The organism is Paraburkholderia bryophila, from assembly GCF_003269035.1.
Classification (GTDB): Bacteria; Pseudomonadota; Gammaproteobacteria; order Burkholderiales; family Burkholderiaceae; genus Paraburkholderia; species Paraburkholderia bryophila.
On sequence record NZ_QLTK01000018.1, the window covers coordinates 1 to 25010 of the forward strand.

The following is a 25010-nucleotide window of genomic DNA, read 5'->3' on the forward strand; positions in this document are numbered from 1 at the left end:
TGGGGGCGATGGATTCGATCGCCGCCCACTGTGACGGATACTCGCCCCGATGCTCTTGCACCATGCGCACGGCACGTTCCCGGACTTCAGCAGAAAATTTGTTCGACTTGTTCATGGCTCCATTTTCTCAAGAGTTGGAGCCTCCACCAAATCCGGGGCGGTTCAGCTGTGTCGTTATGACCGTTGGCAAGTAAAGCATCCAGCCAACGCCAAGCTTGTCGTCGAAGACCTGCTTCTCAGCGTAAGCGTGCGGCGCCACCGCTACGTAGGCAGGGGCGAAAGCCTCGATCGCTGCCAACACAATAACCTCCATCGACTTGAGTTCGCCGAACACGGCGTCGTTATACAGACTGACCTCGAAAGAATCCGGCAGGAACTTGTCTCCAATGAGACAGGCAAGCGTCGCCCCTGCGTCAGGGTCTTCATCTCCGTCCCATAGTCCAACGGACGTGAACGAGGAATCGTTCGCGTATCGATGACGGAGCACGGCGACAAGCGCAGCAGAAGGCTGTCCGTTCTCGAATGCACGATACATGTGTGCTTCCTCTCGACTGTCCCCTTGCGCATACCAGTCGGCGAACCGTGGGTCGATACTGGCCATTGCGGCCGCCACATGGTGAATACGAGTCAGGATCGCTGGGAAATCGGTCGAGGTTAGTAACTCATCGCGAAATTGAAGCCTGATATCCATTGGTACGTTCACTACGGTTGATAGACATAGGTAACGGCGAACTCCCGCAACACAGGGAGCATAAAACTCCGTGTCCACGGCGTTTGGAAATACCATACGAGCTTGGCAGGTGGATTCGCGCGAGTGACACGGGCCTGCTTGCCGATCGTTTCCGACATGGTTTTGAATCCCCGGAACCACTTCAAGGGCTTGTCGGGCGCGGCAAAAAACTGATCGTAGTTTCCCTTTGCTTCCTGCAATAGACAGTTGGCGGGCCGAAATCCGTCGAAGTCAATTCCTAGCCAATTCCATTCGTCGCTCCACTGGCATTGCTCTATATCGAACGCAAAGCCAGTGATACGTGCCTGATACCGATAAGCATCCTAATTGACACCATGGTGCCTGCGCATTCTGGCTCCGCCTTCTGGTGGACATTTCTTGCAATTCTCCCCGGTCCGCGGCAACGTTCGGACGGCAGACGTTGCCTTGCTGTCATCCCTGGAAGCATCACCCGCCACGCTACCCACCGCCCCCGTTGCCGCGCCACCCAATAAAGCCCTTCCAGCGCTCAACAAAACCGGCCCAAACTCCGCGACGGCGCTCTCCAGCAACGGCGCCAATATCGTCCCCATACGTCAACCCTCCCACAAACTCAGGATGTTCAATCCGCCAACGCAATACACACAGAAAATCATGAAACCGCTCATCGGCGGAGTGACCCGAGTTACCCGAATGCCCCGAACGCTTGATCCAGGCACGCATCGCAGGCTTCTCGTAGAAGCCAGGTGAATAAGCTTCGAGTCGCAGAAACTCGACGAGATGGGCATCGTCCCGAATACCGATTCCTCGCGCGACATTTAAAGCACGCCACAAGCGCGTCCAAAGAAAAGCGGCGTCCACCAGTCGCGGCTCTTCATTTATCAAATCCTGCCGCACCCGCTCGACAAAACCTTTAGCGTCGATATCAGCCAGCGTCGCCACCTGTTCCAAAGTCAGCTCAATCATCGGGATGCACCCTGATCAGTTCGCCATGAATCTGCACCAGCCAATCGAACGTCGGCACAAAAAACGCCGCGCGTTGCGACGACGACAACACCCGCGCGATATCGCCCATCACGCGAGCGTCGTAAAAGCGCAATAGCGCCGTGCCACCGTTCGGCATCCGCACGTCTAATCGCTTGCGCATATCCCGCGCGAGCGATTCAAACCGATACGCGGTAGTGAGCCACGACACCCCCGCAGCCCCAGCAGCAAGCTCCAGCACCGCCTGCCGCGTCGCCGTCGAAGCGCCTTCGAAATCGATCAACCACGGCCCCGCATCGGCTAGCGAAGCGTCCGGCGTCTCATCGAACAAAGCAATGGCGGCAGAACACCGCTCAAGCGCATTCGCGCCGAACGCATCGCCATAAAGCAGACCATCGACGAGCGCGTAAAGCCGAACCGGCAACGAGGTCTGTACCCGACGTCGCGTCAGATAACGTTCGAGTTGGGACAACGGCATGCCCTACTCTCGCATCACGGTCGTCGCACCGCTTTCGGTAGCGGCTCTCAAACATTCGACGCAAAGCGTCGGCGCGGAGCGGAACGATTGAACATCGGCTGATCCTGCTCTCACATCACCGCCGTGATAAGGATCAACCTCCCCGCTATATTCGATTGTCATGCGGGATTGCGACGCGATCAGCACCGCGCCGCAAGTGGCGCGCATGCCGTCAACCGCCGTATCGCGCCCATGCATACGATGCGGAAAACGACGCCCGAGCAAATCGTCCGAAATCGCAAACACGCCCTTGCAAAGCGGGCAAAAAACCTTGTCCGACGCCGGCTATCGCTCGTCCGTCGAGCCTTGATTTGTCGTTACCTTCGAGTACACGACCGCCGTGTGACGTCGTGTCTCCCTCGCAAATGACGGCGCGTTTCACCACTTATTTTCCTTCGTTCATCAAACAGGCGACGAAGGATTTCATAACGCAAACGGCCGCGCTACCTGCCTTGACTAGCAGGTAGCGCGGCCGTCTAGACCCGCTCCGTCTCAAACAAAAAACTCACAAATCAGAACAAATAAGATTGTTCAGTAATCCGTCTCACCAACGCTCATACCGCGCCGCTTTTCGAGCAAGCGCTTCCTCAAGACTTCTCAGGCACCGCAAGATTCGAAGTCACCATCGTCGCAAACCGGCGCGGCTGGCAACTGGCCAACGTCCGTTCATAAATCGCCAGGTAACCGTCGCTCACCTGCTGCACGCCGAACTTGTCGAGATTGAGCGGCGCGCGTGCACACAACGCCGCGCGCGCATCGTCGTTCGTCAACACATGTCCAAGCGCCTCGGCCAGCGCAACCGGATCCTGCACCGGCACCAGCACGCCCGCCTCACCGCCGTCGAGCATCTCGGGAATACCGCCCACGCGAGTCGCGACAATCGCGCGCCCTGTCTCGCGCGCTTCGCACAGCACGAGCCCGGCGGCCTCATAGTGCGAGGCGAGTACGAACACGTCGGCCTGTGCGAGATACACGCGCGGATCGGCCACGAAACCTTCAAAGCGCGTTTGCTCCGCGACGCCCAGCGTCACCGCGAGCGCTTCCATTGCAACGCGATCGGGCCCGTCGCCGACGAGATACAACACCGCGTCCGGCACACGTCGGCGCAACAACGCGAACGCATTCAGCAAATCGCCGATGCCCTTGCGTTCATACATTCCCGACACCGTCACGATGCACGGATGCGCCAGATGCGGCGTCGACGCCACCGGCGACCCGGCCAGCCGCGGCGTGCCGATCGTGCCGTTGCGCACCACGCTCAGCCGCTCCTGCGGAATCCCACGCCGCGCCATCGCGACGGCCACCGCATCGCTGACCGCTACGACGTGATCGCCGACGCCCATCAGCGAAGCCGTCCGTTGAAATTCGTTATGCACCGTCGTGACCAGCACGAAGCGCCGGCTGAACGCGCTAAACCGCGCGATCAACGCGCCGGTCATCATGTGCGCGTGCACGACATCCGGATCGAACTGCGCGACGAGCCGCCGGAATCCGGCCACCATCGCCGGCACGCGAGCCGGCTTCGGCGACTGCGGCAACAGCACATGGCGCACGCCGTGCCGCGCGAGCAGTTCCTCGAATCCGCCGCCCGCCGAGGCCACGATCACGTCGTGCCCGGCGCGCGCCTGCAGACACGCAAGATCGATCATCACGTTGACGATGCCATTGCCGATACAACGCGCGTGATTGGCGAGATGAATGATTTTCATGGGGTTTGCGCAACATTCGTTGAATGAGGTGGCGCCGCCGTTTGCGACGCGGCCGGTGGCGTGAAGCGATACATCAGCGCTTTGCCGTAAGCATCTTCTTCAGCCAGCACCAGGTATTCGCCCGACGCGAGGCGGTGCGCGGTGAGCGGCATCGGCACGTCGGCCCAGCCGCTTTTCGAGCCGACTTCCCTGCCGGGCGACAGGCGCCCCACGTCGCGTCCGGAGGCGCGGTCGTAGACCCGCACGATCGCGCTGCGTGTTTCGATCGCGAACACATAGTCGCCCGCCACCGCGAAGCCGCTGATCGACGACCAGTCCGGCGCGCCGCGATCGGGCAAGCCGATCACATAGCGCAGTACCGGTTTGCCGCTCTTCCAGTGGTCGTAACGCGCGAGCTGCGAGCCCGCGCTGTTCCAGTTGTCCTGCACGAACGGATGCGCGGGCGTCGAGCCGGAGACGAACATCGTGTCGTCGTCGGGGAAGTAGTTCATCCGCGCGATCCGGTAGAACGGCGCGGGCGGCGGGTACTGGCGCATTGCCGCGTAGCGGTAGATCGGATTGCCCGCGTGGTCGAAACCCTGAAACGGAAACTGCCGGATGCCCTGCGATTCGGTGCCTTGCCAGATGTCCCCATGGCTGTCGACCCACCACGCTCGCAATGACGGTGCGTTGGTGCTGCCGCTGTTCTGATCGAACGCCGACGCGGAGAAATCGCCCTTTCCGGTCGCGTCGCGCCAGATCCATTCGCCCTGCGGCGGCTGGTTGGGCGGCCACGCGCCGTCGATATGCGCCTGCGAAAAAAGGCCCGACGGAATCGCGGTCTCGCGGTCGGCGGCGAAACGATAGATACGCAGATACGACGAGTACATGTCCGTCGTATAAAGCAGGCGGTGGCCGCGCACGTCGCGCACCATCGGCATGCCGCGCTGACCGCCGAGATACAGATGAAAATACGGATCGTACGGATAGCGGAAACGGTCGGCCGTGTAGCCGGCGTACGACCACTCTTCACCGGCGGGCCGCGACAGATCGAGCGTGAAGCGCTTGCTGCCGGTGTAGATGGAAGGCGGCTCGCCGTCGACGAACTGCGCGCCGTCGACGAACAGCAGCCCTTGCAGACTGAAGCGCTGCGCACCGTCCGGCGTGTAGCTTTCGAGCAGCGCGCCGTCGAAGGTGCTCGGCCCCGCGCCGAACGGACGGGGTCCCGCGCCGTTCATCGACACGTAGAGGTTGCCGGCGCGATCCACGCCGACGCCCGTCAATCCGTTGAAGCGCTGCGGCCCCGGTGCGCCGGCCCGACCGGCGTAAATCCCGCCCTGCTGGCCGAAGCTCGCCGACAGCTGCATGCCCGCGCCGGGTTGCGCGCCGGGTTGCGCGCCGGGTTGCGAGCCAGCTTGTAAAGCCGCCGTAAAAATCAGGATCTGCTGACGCACGCCGTTATCCGCGACCAGCAGACGTCCGCGCGTATCGACCGTCAGGTCCACCGGCACCACACCGTCAGGCAACGTTAGCTCACCGAGCCGCGCACCGTCGCGCGCATGGTGCACCACGCGCCGCGCGCCCTCCGTGCGGCTGTTCTCGATGACCCACAGCGAACCATCCGGCGCGAGCGCGAGACGGCCGGGCTCATGCACCGGGAAACTGCCGACTGGCTGCATGGTTTGCGCGTCGAACATCTGCACGCGATTGTCGAGCTGGTTCGCGACGAAGAGCCGCGTTTCATCCGCGGCGAGGCCTCGAATCGCGTAGTCCCCCTTCGCCGGATACGCCGAAATCAGCAGATACGCGAGATGGCCGCCCGGAAACTTCACCTGGCCGGCAAACGGCACGCCGTCGGTGATGTCCGCACGACTGCGGCGCGCCACGCCGGTCCACTCTTCACCCTCGCGCGGTGTCGGCCGGTGTTTGGCTTCCTCGTTGCCGAGGCTCACCACGGTCTGCGCGGTGTAGACATACTCGTCGTTCACCGCGATCGCGTCGCCGCCCATCATTCCCCAGCCGTGCGACTCGCCACCGTGCCTCACCAGTTCGCCGTTGCGGTACTGGCCGAGTTCACCGCCGCCTTCGTCCCACGGCGCATTGGTGAACACGTCGCCGTTCGGCGCGACGGCGATCGCCTGCACGTCGATCTGCATCCAGCGCTTGTCCGCGTAGCCCCACGTATTGCCGACCCACGAAGTCCGATACGACAACGACGGATGCGCGAGCGCCGCCAGCGCCTCGGCCGCCGGCACCGCGGCGGAGGCGACGCTCAACGCGCGCGCGCCGGCCGTTTCGGCGGCCCGCGCCAGCGTCGCGCCGGCGCCCGTCACGGCGCCGCCCGTTCCGCCCGCACACAGCAGCACCAGCACCGGCAACGCCAGCGCCGCGGCGCACGCCGCACGTTCGAAAGTTTTGCGCGTGGGACGTCGCATGATGACGGCCGCGTCAGAACGCGTCGATCGCTTCGCGATAGACGGCGGCGACCTGCGCGGCCACGACCGCCCGGTCGAAATGCTTGCGCGCGTACGCGCGGCACGCCGCACTGTCCGGTACCGCGCGCTGTCCGAGCAACACCTCCATGATGCCTTCGCCGATCGCCTTGAAGCCGCCCGACGGCAACACCAGTTCCGCCGACAGCGGCGCCACCGCTTCGGGCAAACCGCCGACCGGCGTCACCAGCACCGGCGTGCCGGCCGCCAGCGATTCGATGCTGGTGAGACCGAAGCCTTCGAGCGACACCGTCGGCACCACCGACAGATCGGCCGCGCGATACCACAGCGGCACTTTGTCGTCCGCGACGAAACCGGCGAGCTGAACGTTGCGCTCCAACCCGCGCGCAACGATCCGTGCCTGCAACTGCTCCTCCAACGGCCCGGTCCCCGCGATGGTCAGCAGCACATCGGGCAGTGCGGGTTTGACGATCGCCATCGCGTCGATCAGATCCTCGAGCCCCATGCGCGACACCAGGCGGCGCATACAGAACAGCAGTGGACGATCCTGCGGCAAACCGAGCCGTTCGCGCGCCTTGAGTTGGGTTGCGCGCACATTGAATCGCGCGACATCGACGCAACCCGGCACCACGCGAATCCGATCCTCGCGCACGCCGTAGGTCTCGTGAAGCAGTTGGCCGAACGCGCGCGACAGCACGATATGGCGCGTCGCGCCACGATAGACGAAGCGTTCGACGGCGACACGCGCCGCGCGCGACCAGCCGCCGCCACCGCCCGGATACGATTCGGCCGCCCACGGCCCATGAAAATGCACGACCTTCGGCACGCGACGAAACACGCCGGCGGTCGGCGCGGCGTACAGCGCGAAATGCGAGGCGACCACATCGGGCATCTTCGCGGCGCGCAGCGCACGCGACTGCACTCGCGAGCCCCACAACCGCGCGCCGAGTTGCTCCTGCGCGCCGGCGAACGCCAGCACGCGCCCGCCCGACGCGTCGAACACGCCGGGGCTGCCCGCCACCATGCCGCGCACGCTGACGCCCTGGTCGGGCAAGGTGTCGATCAGCGCCTTGAACATCCGGTCGAGCCCGCCGGGCCGTTCGTTGAACCAGTGCATGCCGATCTGCAAGGAATCGATTGGAGTGCCACTCATGATTTCACCGGCGCGCTCGCGCAGTTGGACGGCACCGCGCGGGCCGTGCGCCGCGCGTGTACCTGTTCATAGACGGCCAGATAACGCTCGGCCATCGCGTGCCAGCTCAAGGAGCCCGCCACTTCGCGCGCGGCCGCGCCGAGACTTCGCGCATAGGCCGGGTCACCGGCCAGACGTTCTATCGCATCAGCCAGCGCTGTCGCGTCGTTGGGATCGTCGAGCACCACGCCGCTGTCGGCCGTGATCACTTCCGCGCCGCCCGCCGTGCGCACGGTGATCACCGGCAAGCCGGCGGCCAGCGCTTCGAGCAGTACCAGACCCATCGGCTCGTAGCGCGACGGAAACACGAACGCATCGACCGAGCGCATCAGCGCGGGCATGTCCATCACCATGTCGGTGAAGTGGACCCGCTGCGTCAAACCGAGCGACGCCACCAGCGCCGGATACGGACTGTTGTGCAAGATCCCGGCGACGGCGAGATGCACGTCGGGGCGGGTCTGCACGAGCGCGTGCAGCACGGTGTCGAGATTCTTGCGCGACATGCGCAGATCGCCGGCGAACAGCAGCATGAACGGCGCCGCCGGCAAGCCGAATCGCGCGCGTTCCGGCGCGCCGGGCGTGAATTCGCCGACGTCGACGCCGTTATGAATCACCTGCACGCGCGCCGCGCCGATGCCGAGCGCGCGCACCTCGCCGGCCACTTTCTGCGAGACCGGCACGATCACGTCCGCGTGCCGGAAGGCCCATTTTTCGCAGGCGATATTCAGCAGCGTGTAGATCACCTGATACGCGTGATACAGGTTGTGCAGCAATCGAAACGGATAGAAGCCGCAGCGATACCAGCCGTCGTGCACGAAATGCGCCGCGTTGACGTCCGCGCGCGCCCACGCGATAAAACCGTTCACGTGCACCACGTCGAACTCGTCGCGATGCGCGCGAATCCACGCGCCGCAGCGCCACGCGAACATCTGGTATTGCACGAGCTTGGTCGGCAGACGGCTGCCGGCAATCCGCACGAAACGCACGCGCGGATGGTCGATCAGCCCGGCGGCCGCTTCGGCGGCGAGCAGCGTCACCGTGTGCCCCGCCGCGAGCGCCGCCTGCACGATCTCGTAGTTGACTCGCCCTTGCCCATCGTTTTTACGCACGACATGGGTGACGATCAGAATCCTCATCCTGTGGTCCTTCATCTGACTTGCGTCATGTACTGTTCGGCGCGTCGAGCGAGCGGGCCGGAAGCGGGCCGCGGCGTCTGGCGCTCGCGTGCATAGCGCAGCGAAATGACCGGCAGGGTCACGCCGAGAAAGAAAAACATGCCCGACACGGAGGTCAGCGTGTTGATGAAAATCATCATCGAGAAAATCGCCACGGCCACGCCGACGCCCGACACCGCCATCAGATCGGCGGGATGCAGGCGGCTCGCACGGTACGCGCGCCACATCAGCATCAGCACGCCGGTCGTGTAGAGCAGCGTGCCGGGCCAGCCCATCACGAAGGGCACTTCCATCAGGCCGCTGTCGAAATCGACGATAGCCTGCGATTTGTTATCGGACAGCTTGGTACCCAGCCCGATCGAGCCGAACCCCTGCCCCGCGATATCCGTCAACGCCGACGAAAAGAAGCTCTTGTAGAACTCCGCGCGCGCCTGATAGCTGTTGTCCTGACCGAGGTCCTGCATCGTGCTGAAGCGCGCCATGACCGGCTCCGCGACCTGGTCGATCATCATCAGCGGCGCGGCCATCACGGCCAGACCGAGCACGCCGGCCAGCAGACGCAGGCGGCTTTTGCCGTCGAGCATCGCGAACGAATACACCAGCGCGATCGCGAAGCCGCCCCACGTGCTGCGCGCGCTGGTCAGCAGCAGCGCGGGAACGCCCACGCAGCCGAGCACGATGCGCGCCTTGCCGCGCGCCGCGAACGACATCAGCAGCAACGCCATCAGCGTGACCGCGAATGGGCCGCACGAATTCATCGTGCTGCTCACGCGCATGCCGAACGGCACCGGCTGGCCCTCGGATTGCATCTTCGACGCGATCAGCCAGAACGCGTCCCACGGCATCGGCGAAACGAATTCGAGCAGGCCGTACAGACTCATCAGCAGTCCGCCGAACACGAAGGTCTTGAGCAGCACCCGGTGATAGTCGGGGTAATGACGCCATGTCACGGTCAGGTAGAACGCCACCATTACCGGATACAGCCAGTTGATCAGCGTGTAGGTGGCCGGCGCGGGACCGACCTGCGCCATCCCGATCACATACGCGTAGAACAACGCGATCACGATCAGCACCAGCGGCGCCGCGCGGCGCTGGCCCAGCAGCGTGACGTGCTTGAGCAAGGTCAGCCCGGTCAGCGCGACGGCCAGCAAGGGCGCGACCATGATCGGACTCTGTTCGTTGAAGGCACCGTTGACGAAGTCGGCCAGACGCCGCACCTCCGGCGTGAGGAAAAACAGCCAGCAGACGAAGCCGAGGTAATGCGCGGGCGAGCGCCAGTACAACACCAAGGCGACGCCGAACGCGCCGAGGGGGAAGAAAAACTCGACCAGCCTGCCCTGATGCAGCAGCACCAGCAGCAGGGTCACGGCGAACAACGCCAACGGCAGGCGCAGCGGATGACGCAGACCTTTGGGTGACCCGGCCGAGGTGGCCGGCTGCGGCCCCGCTTCGCCGACGGGCGGCCCGGGCGGCTTCAGTGGCTTCGGGACGGCAAGTTGAGCGGCACGCGCAGGCGTGACCAGCATTCGCCCCATCACAACAGCTCGAACGTATTGACCAGCGCCGCGCCGTCGCGCTCGCGGCGGCGCGTGCCGAAGCGCGGTGCGCTGCTGCGCACCTGACGGGTCAGGCCGATGAACGGCACGCCGTGTTCCAGATACGGCCCTTCGGTCTTGCGAAAGCCGAATTGCTCGTAGAAGTCGCGCAAGCCGAGCGGCGCGCTCACGCGTGTGGCGTGTCCCGGCCAGCGTTCGGCGATCGCCTGCAGCACGCGTTCGATCAACAGTTCGGCGGTGCCGTCGCCACGCCGCAGCGGGCTCGTCAGCACCTTGTCGATGGTGATTTCCGGATCTTCCGCATCGCCGGGTTGCACCCGCGCGTAAGCGAGGATCGGCATGGGCCGCGAGATGTCCTCCACCGCGAACACGTGCAGCGAGTTTTCGTCACGGCCGTCGGCGTCGAGACAGACATGCGACTGCTCGACCACGAACACCGCGCTGCGCGCGCGCAAAATCAGATATAGCTCGCGTGCCGAAAGCTGCTCGAATTCCAGCGTTTTCCAGTTCATCACGTTCCCCAACGGTCAATAAGTTCAGCGTGCGCGGCCTCGCCCGCCGCCCTCGACGGCCTGGCTCGACACGCCGGCACGTTGTCATGGCTACACGGTACGTCCCCGAAACGCGTGTTTCCGTGCGCCATCGCACTGACGCTGGGCTTTGACAATTCTTAAATACGACTTACTGGAAAGCGGACGTGCCCATCGCGGCAATCGCTCCCCCAAACCACCACATGCAGTCGTTGTCAGTCGGAACCAACCAAGAGACTTTTCAAGTTCAACAATCAGGGGCCACCACACCATGAAAACCACATTGCGACGCATCCTTTCCGAATCGGCTCGCCTGGACGTCCCCCCGGATAGCCTGGCCGACGACGCCGATCTGTACGCCGCAGGCCTCTCCTCGCTCGCGACCGTGCACCTGATGCTGGCCATCGAAGATCAGTTCGACATCGAGATTCCGGACCGTTTGCTGACGCGCCGGCTCTTCTCCAGTATCGATTCGATGGCCGCCGCGATCACCGAACTGCAACAGGCGAAGGCGGCAGCATGAACACGCCGCTGCTGGATGCGGCCGCCGCCCAGGCGGCGGGGCCGCTCGTGCAGGCCGCCGCAGCTCAGGCCGCTGCCGCTCACGCCGCCGAAGCACAGGCCGATGCAGCACAGGCCGAAGCCGTACAAGCCGAAGCCGCAAAAGCCGCCGACGCACAAGCCGATCGGGCCACGGCCGCCGCCGCACAACCCGGCGACGCCGCCGCTGTCGTGCTAACAGCGGTCGAACCCGAGCCCGGCTGGCGCGCCGCCGCGCAACGCTGCGCCGCGATTGCCGCGCAATTCGCCGATGCGGTGGACCGCGACGCGCGGTTCCCGAGCGAGGCCTTCGAGGCGCTCAAACGCGAGCGCCTGCTCTCGGTAATGGTGGCGGTCGCCTTCGGCGGCGCCGGACTGTCGCTCGCGGAAGTCGGTGCGATCTGCGAGATCCTCGCGCAGGGCTGCGCCTCGACCGCGATGGTGTTCGCGATGCATCAGATCCAGGTGGCGTGTATCGCCGCGCATGGCAGCGGCTCGGCGTGGCATCGGCAGTTGCTCGCGCAACTGGTCGAGCGGCAATGGCTGCTGGCTTCGGCGACGTCCGAGGAAACCATCGGCGGCAACATGCGCACCAGCGCCTGTTCGGTCGAACTCGACGGCGCGCGCTTTCGGATCGAAAAGCTCGCGCCGACGATTTCGTACGGCGCGCACGCGGACGGCATTCTGGTCACCGCGCGCCGCACCGCCGAATCGGCCGCGGCCGATCAGGTGCTGATCGTCGCGTTACGCGAAGAAACGCAGCTCGAAAAACGCGGAGGCTGGGACGCGATGGGCATGCGCGGCACCTGCAGCGAAGGCTTCCGGCTGGTCGCCGGCGGTCTCGCCGAACAGATTCTGCCGGTCCCGTTCGCCGAGATCGCCGACCAGACCATGCTGCCGGTCTCGCATACGCTGTGGGCGTCGGTCTGGACCGGCGTGGCCGGCGACGCGGTGAATCGCGCGAAAGCCTTCTTCCGCGCCCAGGCCCGCTCGACACCCGGCGCGGTGCCGCCGGCCGGCTTGCGCCTGGCCGAAGCGGTCGGCCTGCTGCAGATGATGCAGGCGCGCCTCGCGGTCGCGCTGGACGCCGCCCGCGCCGCGCACGACGCGCGTCATGGCCGCTCGCAGGCCGATGCGCCGCTCGCGGCCCAGCTCGGCTTCGCCTCCGACATGAACACGCTGAAGACCAGCATCTCCAACATGGCGCTGCAGGTCGTGCATGAGGTGCTGATGATCTGCGGCATGGCGGGCTACAAGAACGGCACACCATATAGCGTGGGCCGCCATTTGCGCGACCTGCACTCCGCGCCGCTGATGATCAACAACGACCGCATCGCACAGAACACGGCGAGTCTGTTGCTCGCGCAACGGCCTGCCGCTCCGGGGAGAGCCTGACACAATGAACCACATGACCGACACCGCCGCACTGGCCGGTGCGACTGACGCCGCTGCTGCCGCTGCCGCAGACCAGCCCGCCGCGCCGGACTTCCGCGACGAACTGATCGCCGCGGGCCTGCTGATCGACACCGGTGAAAACGGCCTGTACGGCCGCAGCCAGATTTTCGAAGACGTGCTGGACCGCCTGAACGTGGCGATCACGCATCTGGGTGCGGACCAGCAGCCGGAAGTACTGCGCTTTCCGCCTGCCATGCGCCGCACCGACTTCGAAGACAGCGAATATCTGAAGAGCTTCCCGAATCTGGCCGGCACGATCCACTCGTTCTGCGGCAACGACATGGGCCACCAGCGTCTGCTGCGCGCGCTCGACGACGCCATGAGCGAGCGCGACGACGACCGCGCGGATGCGTGGATGGAACAGCAGAAGCCCACTCGCGTGGTGCTGACGCCGGCCGCCTGCTATCCGATCTATCCGGTGATGGCGCGGCGCGGTCCGCTGCCGGCGGATGGCCGCACCATCGACGTGCTGTCGTACTGCTTCCGCCATGAACCGTCGCTCGATCCCGGCCGCATGCAGATGTTCCGGCAGCGCGAATACGTGCGTCTGGGCAGTCCCGAGCAGGTGATGGCGTTCCGTCAGATGTGGATCGAACGCGGCTCGCTGCTCGTCACGCTGCTGCAACTGCCGGTCGAAGTGGATCTCGCCAACGACCCGTTCTTCGGCCGCGGCGGCAAGATCGTCGCCGACAGCCAGCGCGCCCAGGCGCTCAAGTTCGAACTGCTGATTCCGATCGCCGATCCGCGCGGCAAGACCGCCTGCCTGTCGTTCAACTATCACATGGACCATTTCGGCGCGATCTGGAAAATTGCCTGCGACGACGGCGCGGTTGCGCACACCGGCTGCGTCGGCTTCGGCATGGAGCGCATCACGCTCGCGCTGTTCCGGCATCACGGGCTCGACGTGAATGCGTGGCCGGACGACGTGCGCGCGCTGCTGTGGGGCGATACCGAGGCACGCGTGACGCACGGCATGCGGACGCTGCCGAGCGCAGCGAACGGTGCCGGAGAAAGCGCATGAACCCGTCGCTGACCCCTGCACCCACGGGGCCGCAAGCGGCTTTCCCGTTGGGGCGCCGCGTGGACTTGCCCGCTCAGGACGGCGCCTCCCCGGCCGTGCCTGTCGCGCCCGCCGTACGCGTCACGCCCGCCGCTCATTTGCGGCAGCACGCGCCGCATGCGCTGCATCAGGGTGAGCGCGTGTGGCAGGAAACCAATTGCTACGTCGATCTGTGGATCGAACTGCTGCACGGCTTCGGCCTCGATCCGCGCGCGGCATTGGCGTTCACCGTCACGCAGGACTTCGAAGGCGATCAATTTACGTTCTTCAAATTCCCGCTCGAAGACCTGGAGCGGCTGTACGGCACCCAGGTGCAGGAACTGGCCATCTACGATTCGCTCGAAGCCCGCGTGCTCGCACAAACCCAGCGCGGCCATACCGTGCTGGTGGAAGTGGACGGCTTCTATCTGCCCAACACGCGCGCCACGTCGTACCGGCGCGAGCATCCCAAGACCACGGTGGGCATCGACTTTATCGATCCCGCGGCGCGCCGCCTCGGCTATTTTCATAACACCGGCTATCACCAGCTCGACGGCGAAGATTACGACGGCGTGTTCCGCAAGCTCCCGCAATTCGCGCAACAGCCTGATCTACTTTTTCCCTATGTGGAATTCGCCAAGCAGGCGCGACCCGCGCTGGAAGGCACCGCGCTCGCGGAAACCTCGGCGGAATTGTTGTGCGCGCATCTGAGCCGGCGGCCGTTGACCAACCCGGTGTCGCAATGGCGCGCGGCATTTCCCGCGCATCTCGACCAGTTGCTCGAACGCGGCGAGGCGTTCTTCCACCCGTACTCGTTCAACCTGATGCGTCAGCTCGGCGCGAACTTCGAGTTTCTGTCGAAGTACCTGCTGTGGCTTGGCGCGCAAGGCTTCGAGATGCCGGCCGCGATCCCGGCCGCCGCGCAAAGCATCGCGGCGGAGTCGATGGTGATGCAGTTCCGGCTCGTGCGGGCGATTGCCCGCAAGCGCCGCGATCTGTGCGAAGACTGTTTCGACGTACTCGAAAGCGCTTATGAAAAGACGCTGCCGCCGCTCGCCGCGCTGGTGGCATGACGTTGCAACGTCGTGATGGTGTGACGTTGTGATGAATCGTCTGACGCTTCAAGGAACTATCGGGAATTCGCCGTGGATGCAATGACGATCGACCCGACGCCGGCCGAAGCCGAAGCGTGCGCTTCGCCGATGGACTCGCCTTGGCCGCAACGCCTCGACAGCGGCTGGCAATGCGTGAGCACGCCACCGGGCGCTTGCGCGTCGCCCGCCGACCTGCCCGCGCAAGGCTGGCTCGCCGCGCCGGTGCCCGGCACGATCGCGAGCGCCCGGCGTGCCGCCGGCCAGTTCGACCTCACGCATCCCGCCCCGCTCGCCTTCGACGATCACTGGTATCGACTCACGCTCAACGGCAGCGGCCGGCGTCGCCTGCGGCTGCACGGTCTGGCCACGCTCGCCGAAGTCTGGGTGGACGGCGTGAAGCGTCTCGATTCCGATTCGATGTTCGTCGCTCACGATCTCGACGTCGAACTGAACGGCCGCACCACGCTCGCGCTGTGCTTCCGCTCGCTGACTCCCGCGCTCACGGCCAAACGCTCGCGCGCGCGCTGGCGGCCACGCCTCGTCACGCAGCCCACACTTCGCAATGTGCGCACCACCTTGCTTGGCCATATGCCGGGCTGGTGTCCTTCGGTGCAGGCAGTGGGACCATGGCGGCCCATCGAATTGCTGAGCGACGCGCGCCACGCGATCGACACGCTCGATCTGACGAGTCGCGTCGATCACGACGACGGCGTTGTTTCGCTAACGCTACGTTTTGTGCATCCGCAGGTTGGCGACGACTGTCATGCATCGTTAAATTGCGGCGATGCCGTTTCGTCTTTGCAATGGACCGACGCCTACACACTGAGCGGCAGCGTCCGTGTACTTCACGCCCAACGCTGGTGGCCGCACACGCACGGCGAGCCCACGTTATATCCGCTGACATTGCAGCTCGATGACGCCAGTGTGTCAGCCGGGCCGTGGTCGCTCTCGCTCGGCTCGATCGGTTTTCGCAGTATCGACGTGGAGCGCGGCGCGGACGGCATGGGCTTCGCCTTGCGCATCAACGACACACCCGTGTTCTGCCGCGGCGCCTGCTGGACCAGCGCGGATCTCGTCACGCTCGCCGGCAGCGAGGCGCAACTGCGTCACGCCTTCGCGCTGGCCCGCGACGCGGGCATGAACATGCTGCGCGTGGGCGGCACCATGGTGTACGAATCCGATACGTTCTACGCACTCGCCGACGAATACGGCCTGCTGATCTGGCAAGACTTCGCGTTGGCGAATTTCGACTACCCGAACGACGCTGCGTTCAGCGCGTCGATCGAACGCGAAGCGAGCCAGTTTCTGACCCGCACGCGGCGCTTCGCGGCGCTCGCGGTGCTCTGCGGCGGCAGCGAAGTCGACCAGCAGGCGGCCATGTTCGGCCTGCCGCCTTCGATGCGCGCGCAACCTTTATTCACCGAACTGTTGCCCGCGATCGCCGCGCGCGAGCGCCCCGATGTGCCGTACGTCGGCAACTCGCCGTCGGGCGGCGTGTGGCCGTTTTCGACTAATGAGGGTATTACCCATTACTACGGCGTCGGCGCGTATCAACGACCGCTCGACGACGTGCGCCGCACCCAGGTGCGGTTCGCCGCGGAGTGCCTCGCGTTCGCCAACGTGCCCGACAACGCCACGCTGCACGACGCGCTCGGCACGATTCACGCGCACGATCCGCGCTGGAAAGCCGCGGTGCCGCGAGACCCCGGCGCGGGCTGGGATTTCGACGACGTGCGCGACCACTACCTCCAATCGCTCTACGGCGTGGACCCGGCGCGCCTGCGCTACGAAGACCCGGAGCGTTACCTGGATCTGTCGCGCGCGGTGGTCGCCGATCTGATGAGCGACGTGTTCGCCGAATGGCGCCGCGCGGGCTCCGGTTGCGGCGGCGCGCTGGTCTGGCAGTTGCAGGATCTGCGCGCCGGCGCGGGCTGGGGCGTGATCGACGCCACGGGACGGCCTAAAAGCGCGCTGCACGGCCTCGCGCAGACGCTCCAACCCACCCAGGTGCTCATCACCGACGAAGGCCTCAACGGCCTCGATATTCATCTGCTGAACGAGCGTGCCGAACCGTTGCACGCGCAACTGGAACTGGTGTGCCTGCGTGACGGCTGTGTGAAAGTGGCGTCCGCGAGCCGTGACCTCGAACTCGCGCCGCACAGCGCACAGCGGCTGAGCGCTGCCGATTGCCTCGGCCAGTTCTTCGACTTCACGCACGCGTACCGCTTCGGCCCGCGCGCACACGACGTCACGATCGCGACACTGCGTGACGCGGCGGACGGACGGGTCGTGTCGGAAGCGTTTCATCTGCCGCAGCGGCGCGCCGGCGAGCGCCATGATCTGGGCTTGAGCGTGACGGTCGAGCGCAATCCGGCGGGCGACGGCTGGCAACTCGTCATCGAAGCGAAGCGCTTCGCGCGCTTCGTTCATATCAATGACACACACTACCGGGCTGCGCGCGACTGGTTTCATCTGCCGCCGAATCGCCCTTGCGTCGTGCCGCTGATCCCACATGTCGAACTTCGCGCCGAACTTCGCGATATGGTTGCGTCCGCATCCAACCCGGTGTTTAAAGCTGACGCAACATGCGTGGCGCCGGCCGGCGAAGTGCGTGCCGTCAATGCTATTTCCGCCACTTTTTACGGCTGAATTCACACGCCGGTCAGGCCGGTCCTTCAAGAACCGCATGAAACCTCGCGCTGCGCGAAGCCGCCTGTCTGGTCTGCGGAATGACTGTCGGAATTTGCCCGACTAACGGCGGCGCGAACCGGGCGATTCGTACGGCACCGTACGCAGCGTATCGAACACTTCTGAATCAAATCCGGCACATCCCGGACACCCCTCGACAACCCTCATGCAAAGGGCATTGCATTCCTGAGACACCCTCTTCAAGGCCTCGCAAAGCACCCACAAACTCAATTCGATCAACAAGTTAAGTCGGATAAAAACCCCTCGCGCGAGAGCGGCCGCCGATTCGTGTGTTGTACAGATATGAAACAAAAAGCCACATTTTGCTTCGCGCGTCGTCAAGTCTTCGCTCGCTGCGCCGCACCAGTGCTGGTTTTCCCTATCGTTGGCACGCTCCTCGCTAAAGGAAGAGCGCGACACCGCGTCACCGCAAACGAGATCTACAAAAACGGCGGCGGCGCACCAGGCCAATACGGGGCCGGTCCTGTTCATCCTCGCTGCTCGCCAGGCAGCACGTCGTTATAAGGATGCAGGCATCGGATCAAAAACAGGGAGTCACGCAGCGCGCGACTTCCACGCGAGGACCGATCATGTTGACACTTCAATCAGATCTGCACGGCAACCATTTGCTCGGCGCATTGCCTTCCCACGAATGGCAGGCGCTAGCTCCGCATCTCGAACTGGTTCACCTGCGCACTGAGCAGTTGCTGTGCGACTCCGGTCAACGTATCCATCACGTCTACTTCCCCACCACCGCGATCATCTCGATGCTCTCGACGATGGAAGACGGCAGCTCCGTCGAAATCGCCGCAGTGGGCCGCGAAGGCATGACCGGCGTGCCGGTGCTGACAGGCGGCGAAACCATGCCGAACCGCGTGCAGGTGCAATGCGCCGGCTTCGCATACCGCATGAGCGCACAGGCACTCAAGCAACAGTTCGCGCGCTCGGACTTCCTGCGCCGGTTGATGCTGCTGTACATGCACGCACTGCTCACCCAGGTCGCGCAAACCGCCGCCTGCAATCGTCACCACGCATTGAACAAGCAGTTGTGCCGCTGGCTGCTGATCGAAGTGGACCGCGTGGCGTCGAACGATCTGACCGTCACCCAGCAACTGATCGCCGACATGCTCGGCGTGCGCCGCGAAGGCATTACCGAAGCGGCCGGCAAGTTGCACGACGAAGGCCTGATTCACCACAGCCGCGGGCATATCAAGGTGCTCGACCGCAAAGGCCTCGAAGCCCGTGCCTGCGAATGCTACGGCCTCGTGAAGCGCGAATTCGACCGCCTGCTGCCGCGTCTGCGCCAGGCCGAAACGGTCGAATAAGTGCGGGTTCGTTCGACTATCGGGTGATTTCAATCATGTTCAGGAATACTGCGCGATGCCTCGATGCACTCTTCGTGATTGCGGGAGGCCTGCTCGCTCACTGGATGCGCTTTTCGACGCCGATCGCGTTGTCCGACACCGAGCGCCTGTTGATCGCCTTCAACTGCGTGCTGGTGCTGCTGCTGTTCCCCGGCTTCGGTGTGTATGACACGTGGCGCGGCAAAGCCTTGAGCTCGATGCTGGCGCGCGTCGCCGCCGCCTGGCTGGTGGTCGTCGCCACCGCCCTGGTGCTGGCGTTCACGCTGCATCGCATGGACGCGGTGTCGCGTTTATGGTTCGGCTATTCGACGCTGATTTCCGGCGCGTTGATCGTCGTCACCAAGTGCGTCGTGCACGTGGCGCTGCGCAGCGTGCGCCGTCGCGGCATGAACTTTCGCACCGTCGCGATCGTCGGGGCGCCCGGCTTCTCGCGCACGCTGCTCGCCCATCTGGAGCACGCGCCGCAAGCGGGCTTCAAACCGGTCTGCGTGTTCGATACGAGCGACACGCGCATCGACGGCACCGGCGCCCATGGCGCGCGAATGAAACGCCTGCCGGTGCTGACCGATCTGAATATGTTCGTCAACAAGGTGCGCGACGAACATGTGAACGAAGTGTGGCTCGCGTTGCCGCTCTCGGAGGAACACACCATCTACCGGTTCACGCGGCTCTTCAGGAACGACTTCGTGAATCTCCGTTTCATTCCGGACGTGCGCAGCCTGTCGCTGTTCAACCATGCGCTGGTCGACGTGGTCGGTTTACCGACGCTGAATCTGAGCGCAACGCCCTTCTCGTCGCCGCAAATGTGGCCCAAGCTGATCTTCGACCGGCTGTTCGCGGCGGCCGCGCTGCTCGCGCTCGCGCCGGTGTTCGTGGTGCTCGCGATCGGCATCAAGCTGAGTTCGCCGGGACCGGTGTTCTTCCGCCAGACGCGCAAAGGCGTGGACGGCCAGCCGTTCGCGATCTACAAATTCCGTTCGATGACCGTGCATCACGAAGCACATGGCCAGATCACGCAGGCCACGCGTCACGACATGCGCGTCACGAAACTCGGCAGCTTCATGCGCCGCACCAGCCTCGACGAGTTGCCGCAGTTTCTCAACGTGCTGCTCGGACAGATGTCGGTGGTCGGTCCGCGTCCGCACGCGGTCGAACACGACGATCTCTACAAGGATCAGGTGTACGGCTACATGTATCGCTACCGCATCAAGCCGGGCATTACCGGCTGGGCCCAGGTGAACGGCTATCGCGGCGCCACCACCAAGGTGGAAAAGATGGAGGCGCGCGTCAAGTTCGATCTGTTCTATATCCATAACTGGTCGTTCTGGTTCGACATGAAGATCGTGCTGATCACGATTTTCAAAGGCTTTGTCGGCCACAACGCATTCTGACCATGCCACTCGGGAAACCGTTGCTGAAAGTCTCCGTGATCGTGCCGACCTATCGCCGGCCGGCCGACCTCACGCGCTGCCTCGCGGCGTTGCAACGACAATCGCGCGCGCCGGACGAAGTCATCGTGATAGCGCGCGGCGACGACGCCATGACGCACGCCGCGCTGCGCGATCCGGCCGTGCCGGGCAAGCTGCCGCTCACGGTGGCGCTGGTCGATGTGCCGGGCCAGGTCGCGGCGCTCAATCGCGGGCTCGATGCCGCCGGCGGCGACGTGCTCGCCATCACCGACGACGACGCCGCGCCGCACGCCGACTGGGTGGCGCGGATCGCTGCCGCGTTCGAGGACGACCCTCGTCTGGGCGGCCTCGGCGGACGCGACTGGGTGCATGAAAAAGGCCGCGTGCTGGACGGCGAACGGCAGCGCGTGGGCAAGGTCACGGCAGCCGGCATGATCACCGGCAATCATCACCTCGGCGTCGGCGACGCACGCGAAGTCGACATTCTGAAGGGCGCGAACATGAGCTACCGGCGCGACGCGGTGCGCGCGCTGCGTTTCGACGTGCGTCTGCGCGGCACCGGCGCGCAGGTTCATAACGACATGGCGTTCAGCCTGAGCGTCAAGCACGCCGGCTGGAAGCTGATGTACGACCCGCGGGTGGCCGTCGATCATTACCCCGCGGAACGTTTCGACGACGACCAACGCTTCGCATTCAACGACGCGGCTTTCTATAACGCGTCTTTTAATCTCCGACTCATCATGTGCGAAACCTTGACGCCTGCGGGCCGATGGGCATTCGTCGCGTACTCGACGCTGATCGGCAACCGCGCGGACCCGGGTTTCGTGCGCGCGTTGTCGCTGGCATTCGAGCGCGGCGGCGTGGTACTGGCGCTGCGCAAATGGTGGGTCGGTTTACGCGCAATGCGCGGGGCATGGCAGGAAGCGGTGCGTTGAAGAGCATGGCGCACAGGCTTCACGCGAGGGACCAAACAATGACTATCAAGACGATCGCCGCCGGGCTCGCGGCGGCATCTCTATGCGCCTGTTCGCTGGCGCCGGGGCCGTATCTCGACACCAACCGCCTGACACCGCCCGCGCCGCCCGAGCAGACCGCGGACAAGTTTCCGGTGCATGCGATCGACGTCGCGTACTTCCGCCAGCAGCGCGCGGCGGCGGTGCCGGCCGTCTGCCCGTTGTCGTGCCTGAGCGCCCAGACCCGCGCGGGCTACGACTACCGGCTGGGTATCGGCGACCAGTTGAGCATCATCGTCTGGGATCACCCGGAACTGACCGGCGGCGGCACCGGCGTGGCGAGCCTGCCGCCGCTGCCAGGCGCCGGCAGCAGCGCGGCGCCCTCGCCCGGACCGACGCAGACGCAAGGCGCGACCCCCATCGCGCCGGCGCTGACGGGCGGCGGCGAAGGGGGTCTCGCGGTGCGGGTCGCCAACAACGGCACGATCTTCTTCCCGCGCGTGGGCCGCATCAAGGTGCAAGGCCTGGACGCGCAGCAGGTTCAGGAAATGTTGACGAAGCGTCTGTCGAAGACCATTCGCGATCCGCAGCTCGACGTGCGCGTCTCGGGCTTCAACAGCCAGTCGGTGCAGGTCACCGGCAACCTGCGCACGCCGGCTTCGGAAGCGATCACCGACGCGCCGCTCACCGTGCTCGATGCCATCAATCGCGCGGGCGGCGCGTTGCCCGACGCGGACCTGCAGAACGTCGGCGTGACGCGCAACGGCAAACGCTACACCGTCGACGTCGCCGCGCTGCTCGAAACCGGCGATCCGCAGCAGAACGTGCTGCTCAAGGACGGCGACATCATCGACGTGCCCGACCGCTCGAACAGCCGCGTGTTCGTGCTCGGCGAAGTCAACAAGCCGACCTCGCTGCCGATGAACCGCGGCCGCCTGACGCTCGCCGACGCGCTCACGGGCGCAGGCAGCCTCGACGTCAAGACCGGCGACCCGCGTTTTGTCTACGTGGTGCGCGGGGCCGACAAAACGCTCACGCCGGATGTCTATCAGCTCGACATGACCCAGGTCGACGCGCTGATGCTGATGACCAAGTTCGAATTGCAACCGAAGGACGTGGTGTACGTGCAGGTCTCGAATGCGGCGCGCTTCAACCGTGCGCTCGAACAGATCACGCCGACGCTGCAGTCGCTGTTCTACACCGTGCAGCTCTCCCGATGACGCGCACGCAACGGAGTCTCCTATGAGTACGTACGACATGCTGGAGCCGGGACCGCCCGGCGGCGACGAAGACGCGGTGATGCGCGATCTGCTGCGCACGGTGATGGATCAGATCTGGTGGGTGCTGGGTATTGCCGGCAGCATCATTCTGGCCGCGGTGATCTATACGAAGATCGCCACCCCGATCTATTCCGCCGACGCCCTGTTGCAGGTCGACACGCAAAGCAATAACGGCGGCGCGCAGAACCCGAATTCGCCGTCGCTCGTGCCGACCGCCGGCCCGATGCATACCGACGCCGAGATCGAAATCATCAAGAGCCGCGCGGTGGTCGAGCCGGTGGTCGAGCAGTTCAAGCTGAACTTCAGCACGGCGGCGAAGACCATGCCGGTGCTCGGCAAGATCACGTCGATGTTCACTCATCCGGGACAGCCGCTCGGCGCCTTCCTCGGCATGCGTTCGTATGCATGGGGCGGCGAGCAATTCGAGGTCGATTCGATCACGGTGCCGAAAGCGCTCGAAGGCGCGCGGCTGACGCTGCATGTCCTCGACGAAGGCCGTTATCAACTTACCGATGCGTACGGCCAGGAGATCCTGACCGGCGTGGCCGGCCAGCCCGCGACCGGCGGCGACGTCACGCTGTTCGTCAGGAAGCTCGTGGCGCGCCCCGGCACGACCTTCTACGTGACGCGCTTCAACCAGCTCGACGCCGTGTCCGGTCTCGCCGCCGGCCTGCAGGTCAGCGAGAAAGGCCGCGACACCGGCGTCGTGCAACTGTCGTACATGGGCACCGATCCGCACGCGATCACCGCGATCACCAACGCGGTGGCCGCCTCGTATCTGGCGCAGCGCACCGAACGCGCGCAGGAAGAAGCGAGCCATATGCTCACGTTCCTGAACAGCGAATTGCCGCATCTGCGCGACGAGGTGAAGAAGGCGGAGACCGCGCTGTCGCAGTATCAGTCGAAAGTGGGTTCGTTCCAGCCGACTCAGGAAGCCGGCGTGTATCTCGCCGGTGGCCTCGATTACGAGAAGCAGATCGCGACGTTGCGCATTCAGCGCGCGCAACTGCTGCAACGCTTCACGCAGGAAGCGCCGGAAGTGCAGCAGGTCGATGCGCAAATGGCCGCGTTGACACGCGAGAAAGCGCGCTTCGAAGATCACTTCACCACGCTGCCGAGTTCCGAGCGCAATGCCCTCGCTTTGCAACGCGACGCCAAGGTCGCCGAGGAAATCTACGTGGCGCTGCTGAACAAAACCCAGGAGCTGTCGATTTCGCGTGCCGGGACGATCGGCAACGTGCACATCATCGACGACGCGTTGCTGCCGTCGCAGCCGGTGCGACCGAAATCCGCGCTGATTATTTCGGCAGGCACGCTGCTCGGTGTGATCGGCGGCATTCTGTTCGCGTTTTGCCGCCGCACGTTCTTCACCGGCGTGGCCGATCCCGAGTTCGTCGAGCGGCGTTTTCAGTTGCCGATTTTCGGCTCGATCGCCTTCAGTCCGGAACAGGCGCGCGCCGACAAGCAGTTGAGCGCCCAGCGCCGGGCCGCCCTGCCCGCGCCGCGCTCCACGCCGACCGAGGTGCCCGCGTTGCCGTCGGGCGTGATCGCGCGGCTGCGCCCCGGCGCGACGGCGGCAGTAAGCAAGGCGCGCCGCCGCGCCAGCGTGCCGGTCGGCACGCAGACCGTGATTTCGTCGGGCAAAACGCCGACGCGGCCGCTGCTGGTCAAGACGCATCCGTACGATTCGACGGTGGAAGGCTTGCGCGGGCTACGCGCCACGCTGCAGTTCGGCCTGCTCGAAGCGCCGAACCGTATCGTCGCGATCACGAGCCCGGCACCGTCGGACGGCAAAAGCTTCCTGTGCGCGAACCTCGCCGCGCTGATCGCGGAGTCCGGCAAGCGCGTGCTGCTGATCGACGCCGACCTGCGACGCGGCCGGCTCGCGCAATATCTCGGCCGCTCGCCGCATGGCGGGCTGACCGAACTGCTGACGGGTCAGGTCGATCTGGAAACCGCGGCGCGCGCCACCGGCGTGGACGGCTTGCACTTCATCGCGGCGGGCGCTTATCCGCCGAATCCGTCGGAGTTGTTAACGTCGGCGCGCTTCAGCGAAATCCTCGCGCGCTTCGAGCAGGAGTTCGATCTGGTGATCGTCGACACGCCGCCGCTGCTGGCCGTGGCCGATGCCGCGGTGGTGGCCAATCTGGCCGGCTCGACGGTGCTGGTGATGCGCGCCGGCGCTCACACCGAAGGACACCTGGCCGAAGCGCTGAAGAAACTGCGGCGCGCGCGCGCCCGCGTGGTGGGCGGCGTGATGAATGCGGTGCCTTTGAAGAGCCACAATCGCAACGGCACCTATGACTACGCGTACGCCTACACGTATTCCGCCGGCGATCCGCCGGATATCGATGCGCCGCAATAGACCGGGTTGCCGGGTAGGT

At 65.0% G+C, this 25010-nt stretch carries 19 protein-coding genes and 2 pseudogenes; 10 read left to right on the top strand and 11 right to left on the bottom strand.

All coding sequences use genetic code 11. The features are described from left to right. Nucleotides 1–127 precede the first annotated feature (127 nt). The 11 genes and pseudogenes from BX591_RS23045 to BX591_RS23095 form a co-directional block, all read right to left on the bottom strand. Nucleotides 128–691, bottom strand: coding sequence for an Imm52 family immunity protein (locus BX591_RS23045; RefSeq protein ID WP_167444595.1), 564 nt, complete (start codon nucleotides 689–691; stop codon nucleotides 128–130). Nucleotides 692–702: 11 nt separating this feature from the next. After that, a pseudogene (locus BX591_RS23050) lies at nucleotides 703–1293 on the bottom strand (restriction endonuclease fold toxin 5 domain-containing protein). Further along, a complete protein-coding gene (locus BX591_RS23055; protein WP_111933621.1) occupies nucleotides 1190–1675 on the bottom strand; it encodes a hypothetical protein in 486 nt (161 codons plus the stop codon). The pseudogene BX591_RS23050 and the gene BX591_RS23055 overlap by 104 nt, the downstream one beginning before the upstream one ends. After that, nucleotides 1668–2171 (bottom strand): DUF4123 domain-containing protein, encoded by a 504-nt coding sequence (locus tag BX591_RS23060; protein ID WP_111933622.1) that lies wholly within the window; start codon nucleotides 2169–2171, stop codon nucleotides 1668–1670. Before BX591_RS23060 ends, BX591_RS23055 begins: the two co-directional genes overlap by 8 nt. Nucleotides 2172–2174: 3 nt before the next feature. Then, a pseudogene (locus tag BX591_RS36990) lies at nucleotides 2175–2595 on the bottom strand (PAAR domain-containing protein). 202 nt (nucleotides 2596–2797) lie between these two features. Continuing rightward, on the bottom strand, nucleotides 2798–3919 hold the full coding sequence (locus tag BX591_RS23070) for a glycosyltransferase family 4 protein (RefSeq protein ID WP_111933623.1): 1122 nt from the start codon (nucleotides 3917–3919) through the stop codon (nucleotides 2798–2800). Then, nucleotides 3916–6333, bottom strand: a complete 2418-nt coding sequence (locus BX591_RS23075) for an NHL repeat-containing protein (RefSeq protein WP_111933624.1) — start codon at nucleotides 6331–6333, stop codon at nucleotides 3916–3918. Before BX591_RS23075 ends, BX591_RS23070 begins: the two co-directional genes overlap by 4 nt. A gap of 13 nt (nucleotides 6334–6346) precedes the next feature. Beyond that, a complete protein-coding gene (locus BX591_RS23080; protein WP_111933625.1) occupies nucleotides 6347–7504 on the bottom strand; it encodes a glycosyltransferase family 4 protein in 1158 nt (385 codons plus the stop codon). Beyond that, nucleotides 7501–8679 (bottom strand): glycosyltransferase family 4 protein, encoded by a 1179-nt coding sequence (locus BX591_RS23085; RefSeq protein ID WP_111933626.1) that lies wholly within the window; start codon nucleotides 8677–8679, stop codon nucleotides 7501–7503. Before BX591_RS23085 ends, BX591_RS23080 begins: the two co-directional genes overlap by 4 nt. An 11-nt stretch (nucleotides 8680–8690) precedes the next feature. Then, nucleotides 8691–10244 carry a hypothetical protein gene (locus BX591_RS23090; protein ID WP_420849408.1) on the bottom strand — a complete coding sequence of 518 codons (1554 nt, stop codon included), beginning with the start codon at nucleotides 10242–10244 and terminating at the stop codon, nucleotides 8691–8693. 8 nt (nucleotides 10245–10252) lie between these two features. After that, nucleotides 10253–10786, bottom strand: coding sequence for a GNAT family N-acetyltransferase (locus BX591_RS23095; protein ID WP_111933628.1), 534 nt, complete (start codon nucleotides 10784–10786; stop codon nucleotides 10253–10255). A gap of 289 nt (nucleotides 10787–11075) precedes the next feature. Here BX591_RS23095 and BX591_RS23100 point away from each other — a divergent pair, with 289 nt between their 5' ends. The 10 genes from BX591_RS23100 (at nucleotide 11076) to BX591_RS23145 (ending at nucleotide 24991) form a co-directional block, all read left to right on the top strand. Further along, on the top strand, nucleotides 11076–11327 hold the full coding sequence (locus BX591_RS23100) for an acyl carrier protein (RefSeq protein ID WP_111933629.1): 252 nt from the start codon (nucleotides 11076–11078) through the stop codon (nucleotides 11325–11327). Then, nucleotides 11324–12739, top strand: coding sequence for an acyl-CoA dehydrogenase family protein (locus BX591_RS23105; RefSeq protein ID WP_244147094.1), 1416 nt, complete (start codon nucleotides 11324–11326; stop codon nucleotides 12737–12739). Before BX591_RS23100 ends, BX591_RS23105 begins: the two co-directional genes overlap by 4 nt. A 4-nt stretch (nucleotides 12740–12743) precedes the next feature. Then, nucleotides 12744–13820, top strand: coding sequence for an amino acid--[acyl-carrier-protein] ligase (locus BX591_RS23110; RefSeq protein WP_111933630.1), 1077 nt, complete (start codon nucleotides 12744–12746; stop codon nucleotides 13818–13820). Next, nucleotides 13817–14911, top strand: a complete 1095-nt coding sequence (locus BX591_RS23115; protein ID WP_111933631.1) for a DUF1839 family protein — start codon at nucleotides 13817–13819, stop codon at nucleotides 14909–14911. Before BX591_RS23110 ends, BX591_RS23115 begins: the two co-directional genes overlap by 4 nt. Before the next feature lie 81 nt (nucleotides 14912–14992). Next, nucleotides 14993–17581 carry a glycosyl hydrolase 2 galactose-binding domain-containing protein gene (locus tag BX591_RS23120; protein ID WP_111933632.1) on the top strand — a complete coding sequence of 863 codons (2589 nt, stop codon included), beginning with the start codon at nucleotides 14993–14995 and terminating at the stop codon, nucleotides 17579–17581. Nucleotides 17582–18210: 629 nt separating this feature from the next. Beyond that, nucleotides 18211–18945, top strand: coding sequence for a Crp/Fnr family transcriptional regulator (locus BX591_RS23125; protein ID WP_006048767.1), 735 nt, complete (start codon nucleotides 18211–18213; stop codon nucleotides 18943–18945). A 35-nt stretch (nucleotides 18946–18980) separates the two neighbouring features. Beyond that, complete coding sequence (locus tag BX591_RS23130) at nucleotides 18981–20375, top strand: undecaprenyl-phosphate glucose phosphotransferase (RefSeq protein ID WP_111933633.1); 1395 nt, start codon at nucleotides 18981–18983, stop codon at nucleotides 20373–20375. Nucleotides 20376–20377: 2 nt separating this feature from the next. Further along, nucleotides 20378–21328: a glycosyltransferase family 2 protein gene (locus BX591_RS23135; protein WP_176343116.1), complete on the top strand. Its 951-nt coding sequence runs from the start codon at nucleotides 20378–20380 to the stop codon at nucleotides 21326–21328. Between the two features lie 38 nt (nucleotides 21329–21366). Beyond that, on the top strand, nucleotides 21367–22566 hold the full coding sequence (locus tag BX591_RS23140; protein WP_111933634.1) for a polysaccharide biosynthesis/export family protein: 1200 nt from the start codon (nucleotides 21367–21369) through the stop codon (nucleotides 22564–22566). Nucleotides 22567–22588: 22 nt separating this feature from the next. After that, the gene (locus BX591_RS23145; protein WP_111933635.1) at nucleotides 22589–24991 is read left to right on the top strand and encodes a polysaccharide biosynthesis tyrosine autokinase; all 2403 of its coding nucleotides are present in this window, start codon (nucleotides 22589–22591) and stop codon (nucleotides 24989–24991) included. The last annotated feature ends 19 nt before the right edge of the window (nucleotides 24992–25010 follow it).

What these genes read in the sequence shown, in the direction of transcription:
- BX591_RS23115 (WP_111933631.1), top strand. Translation starts at nt 13,817, where the DNA reads ATGAACCCGTCGCTGACCCCTGCACCCACGGGGCCGCAAGCGGCTTTC.
- BX591_RS23145 (WP_111933635.1), top strand. Translation starts at nt 22,589, where the DNA reads ATGAGTACGTACGACATGCTGGAGCCGGGACCGCCCGGCGGCGACGAA.
- BX591_RS23130 (WP_111933633.1), top strand. Translation starts at nt 18,981, where the DNA reads ATGTTCAGGAATACTGCGCGATGCCTCGATGCACTCTTCGTGATTGCG.
- BX591_RS23110 (WP_111933630.1), top strand. Translation starts at nt 12,744, where the DNA reads ATGAACCACATGACCGACACCGCCGCACTGGCCGGTGCGACTGACGCC.
- BX591_RS23135 (WP_176343116.1), top strand. Translation starts at nt 20,378, where the DNA reads ATGCCACTCGGGAAACCGTTGCTGAAAGTCTCCGTGATCGTGCCGACC.
- BX591_RS23100 (WP_111933629.1), top strand. Translation starts at nt 11,076, where the DNA reads ATGAAAACCACATTGCGACGCATCCTTTCCGAATCGGCTCGCCTGGAC.
- BX591_RS23060 (WP_111933622.1), bottom strand. Translation starts at nt 2,171, where the DNA reads ATGCCGTTGTCCCAACTCGAACGTTATCTGACGCGACGTCGGGTACAG.
- BX591_RS23075 (WP_111933624.1), bottom strand. Translation starts at nt 6,333, where the DNA reads ATGCGACGTCCCACGCGCAAAACTTTCGAACGTGCGGCGTGCGCCGCG.
- BX591_RS23080 (WP_111933625.1), bottom strand. Translation starts at nt 7,504, where the DNA reads ATGAGTGGCACTCCAATCGATTCCTTGCAGATCGGCATGCACTGGTTC.
- BX591_RS23090 (WP_420849408.1), bottom strand. Translation starts at nt 10,244, where the DNA reads ATGCTGGTCACGCCTGCGCGTGCCGCTCAACTTGCCGTCCCGAAGCCA.
- BX591_RS23125 (WP_006048767.1), top strand. Translation starts at nt 18,211, where the DNA reads ATGTTGACACTTCAATCAGATCTGCACGGCAACCATTTGCTCGGCGCA.
- BX591_RS23045 (WP_167444595.1), bottom strand. Translation starts at nt 691, where the DNA reads ATGGATATCAGGCTTCAATTTCGCGATGAGTTACTAACCTCGACCGAT.
- BX591_RS23140 (WP_111933634.1), top strand. Translation starts at nt 21,367, where the DNA reads ATGACTATCAAGACGATCGCCGCCGGGCTCGCGGCGGCATCTCTATGC.
- BX591_RS23095 (WP_111933628.1), bottom strand. Translation starts at nt 10,786, where the DNA reads ATGAACTGGAAAACGCTGGAATTCGAGCAGCTTTCGGCACGCGAGCTA.
- BX591_RS23120 (WP_111933632.1), top strand. Translation starts at nt 14,993, where the DNA reads ATGACGATCGACCCGACGCCGGCCGAAGCCGAAGCGTGCGCTTCGCCG.
- BX591_RS23105 (WP_244147094.1), top strand. Translation starts at nt 11,324, where the DNA reads ATGAACACGCCGCTGCTGGATGCGGCCGCCGCCCAGGCGGCGGGGCCG.
- BX591_RS23070 (WP_111933623.1), bottom strand. Translation starts at nt 3,919, where the DNA reads ATGAAAATCATTCATCTCGCCAATCACGCGCGTTGTATCGGCAATGGC.
- BX591_RS23055 (WP_111933621.1), bottom strand. Translation starts at nt 1,675, where the DNA reads ATGATTGAGCTGACTTTGGAACAGGTGGCGACGCTGGCTGATATCGAC.
- BX591_RS23085 (WP_111933626.1), bottom strand. Translation starts at nt 8,679, where the DNA reads ATGAGGATTCTGATCGTCACCCATGTCGTGCGTAAAAACGATGGGCAA.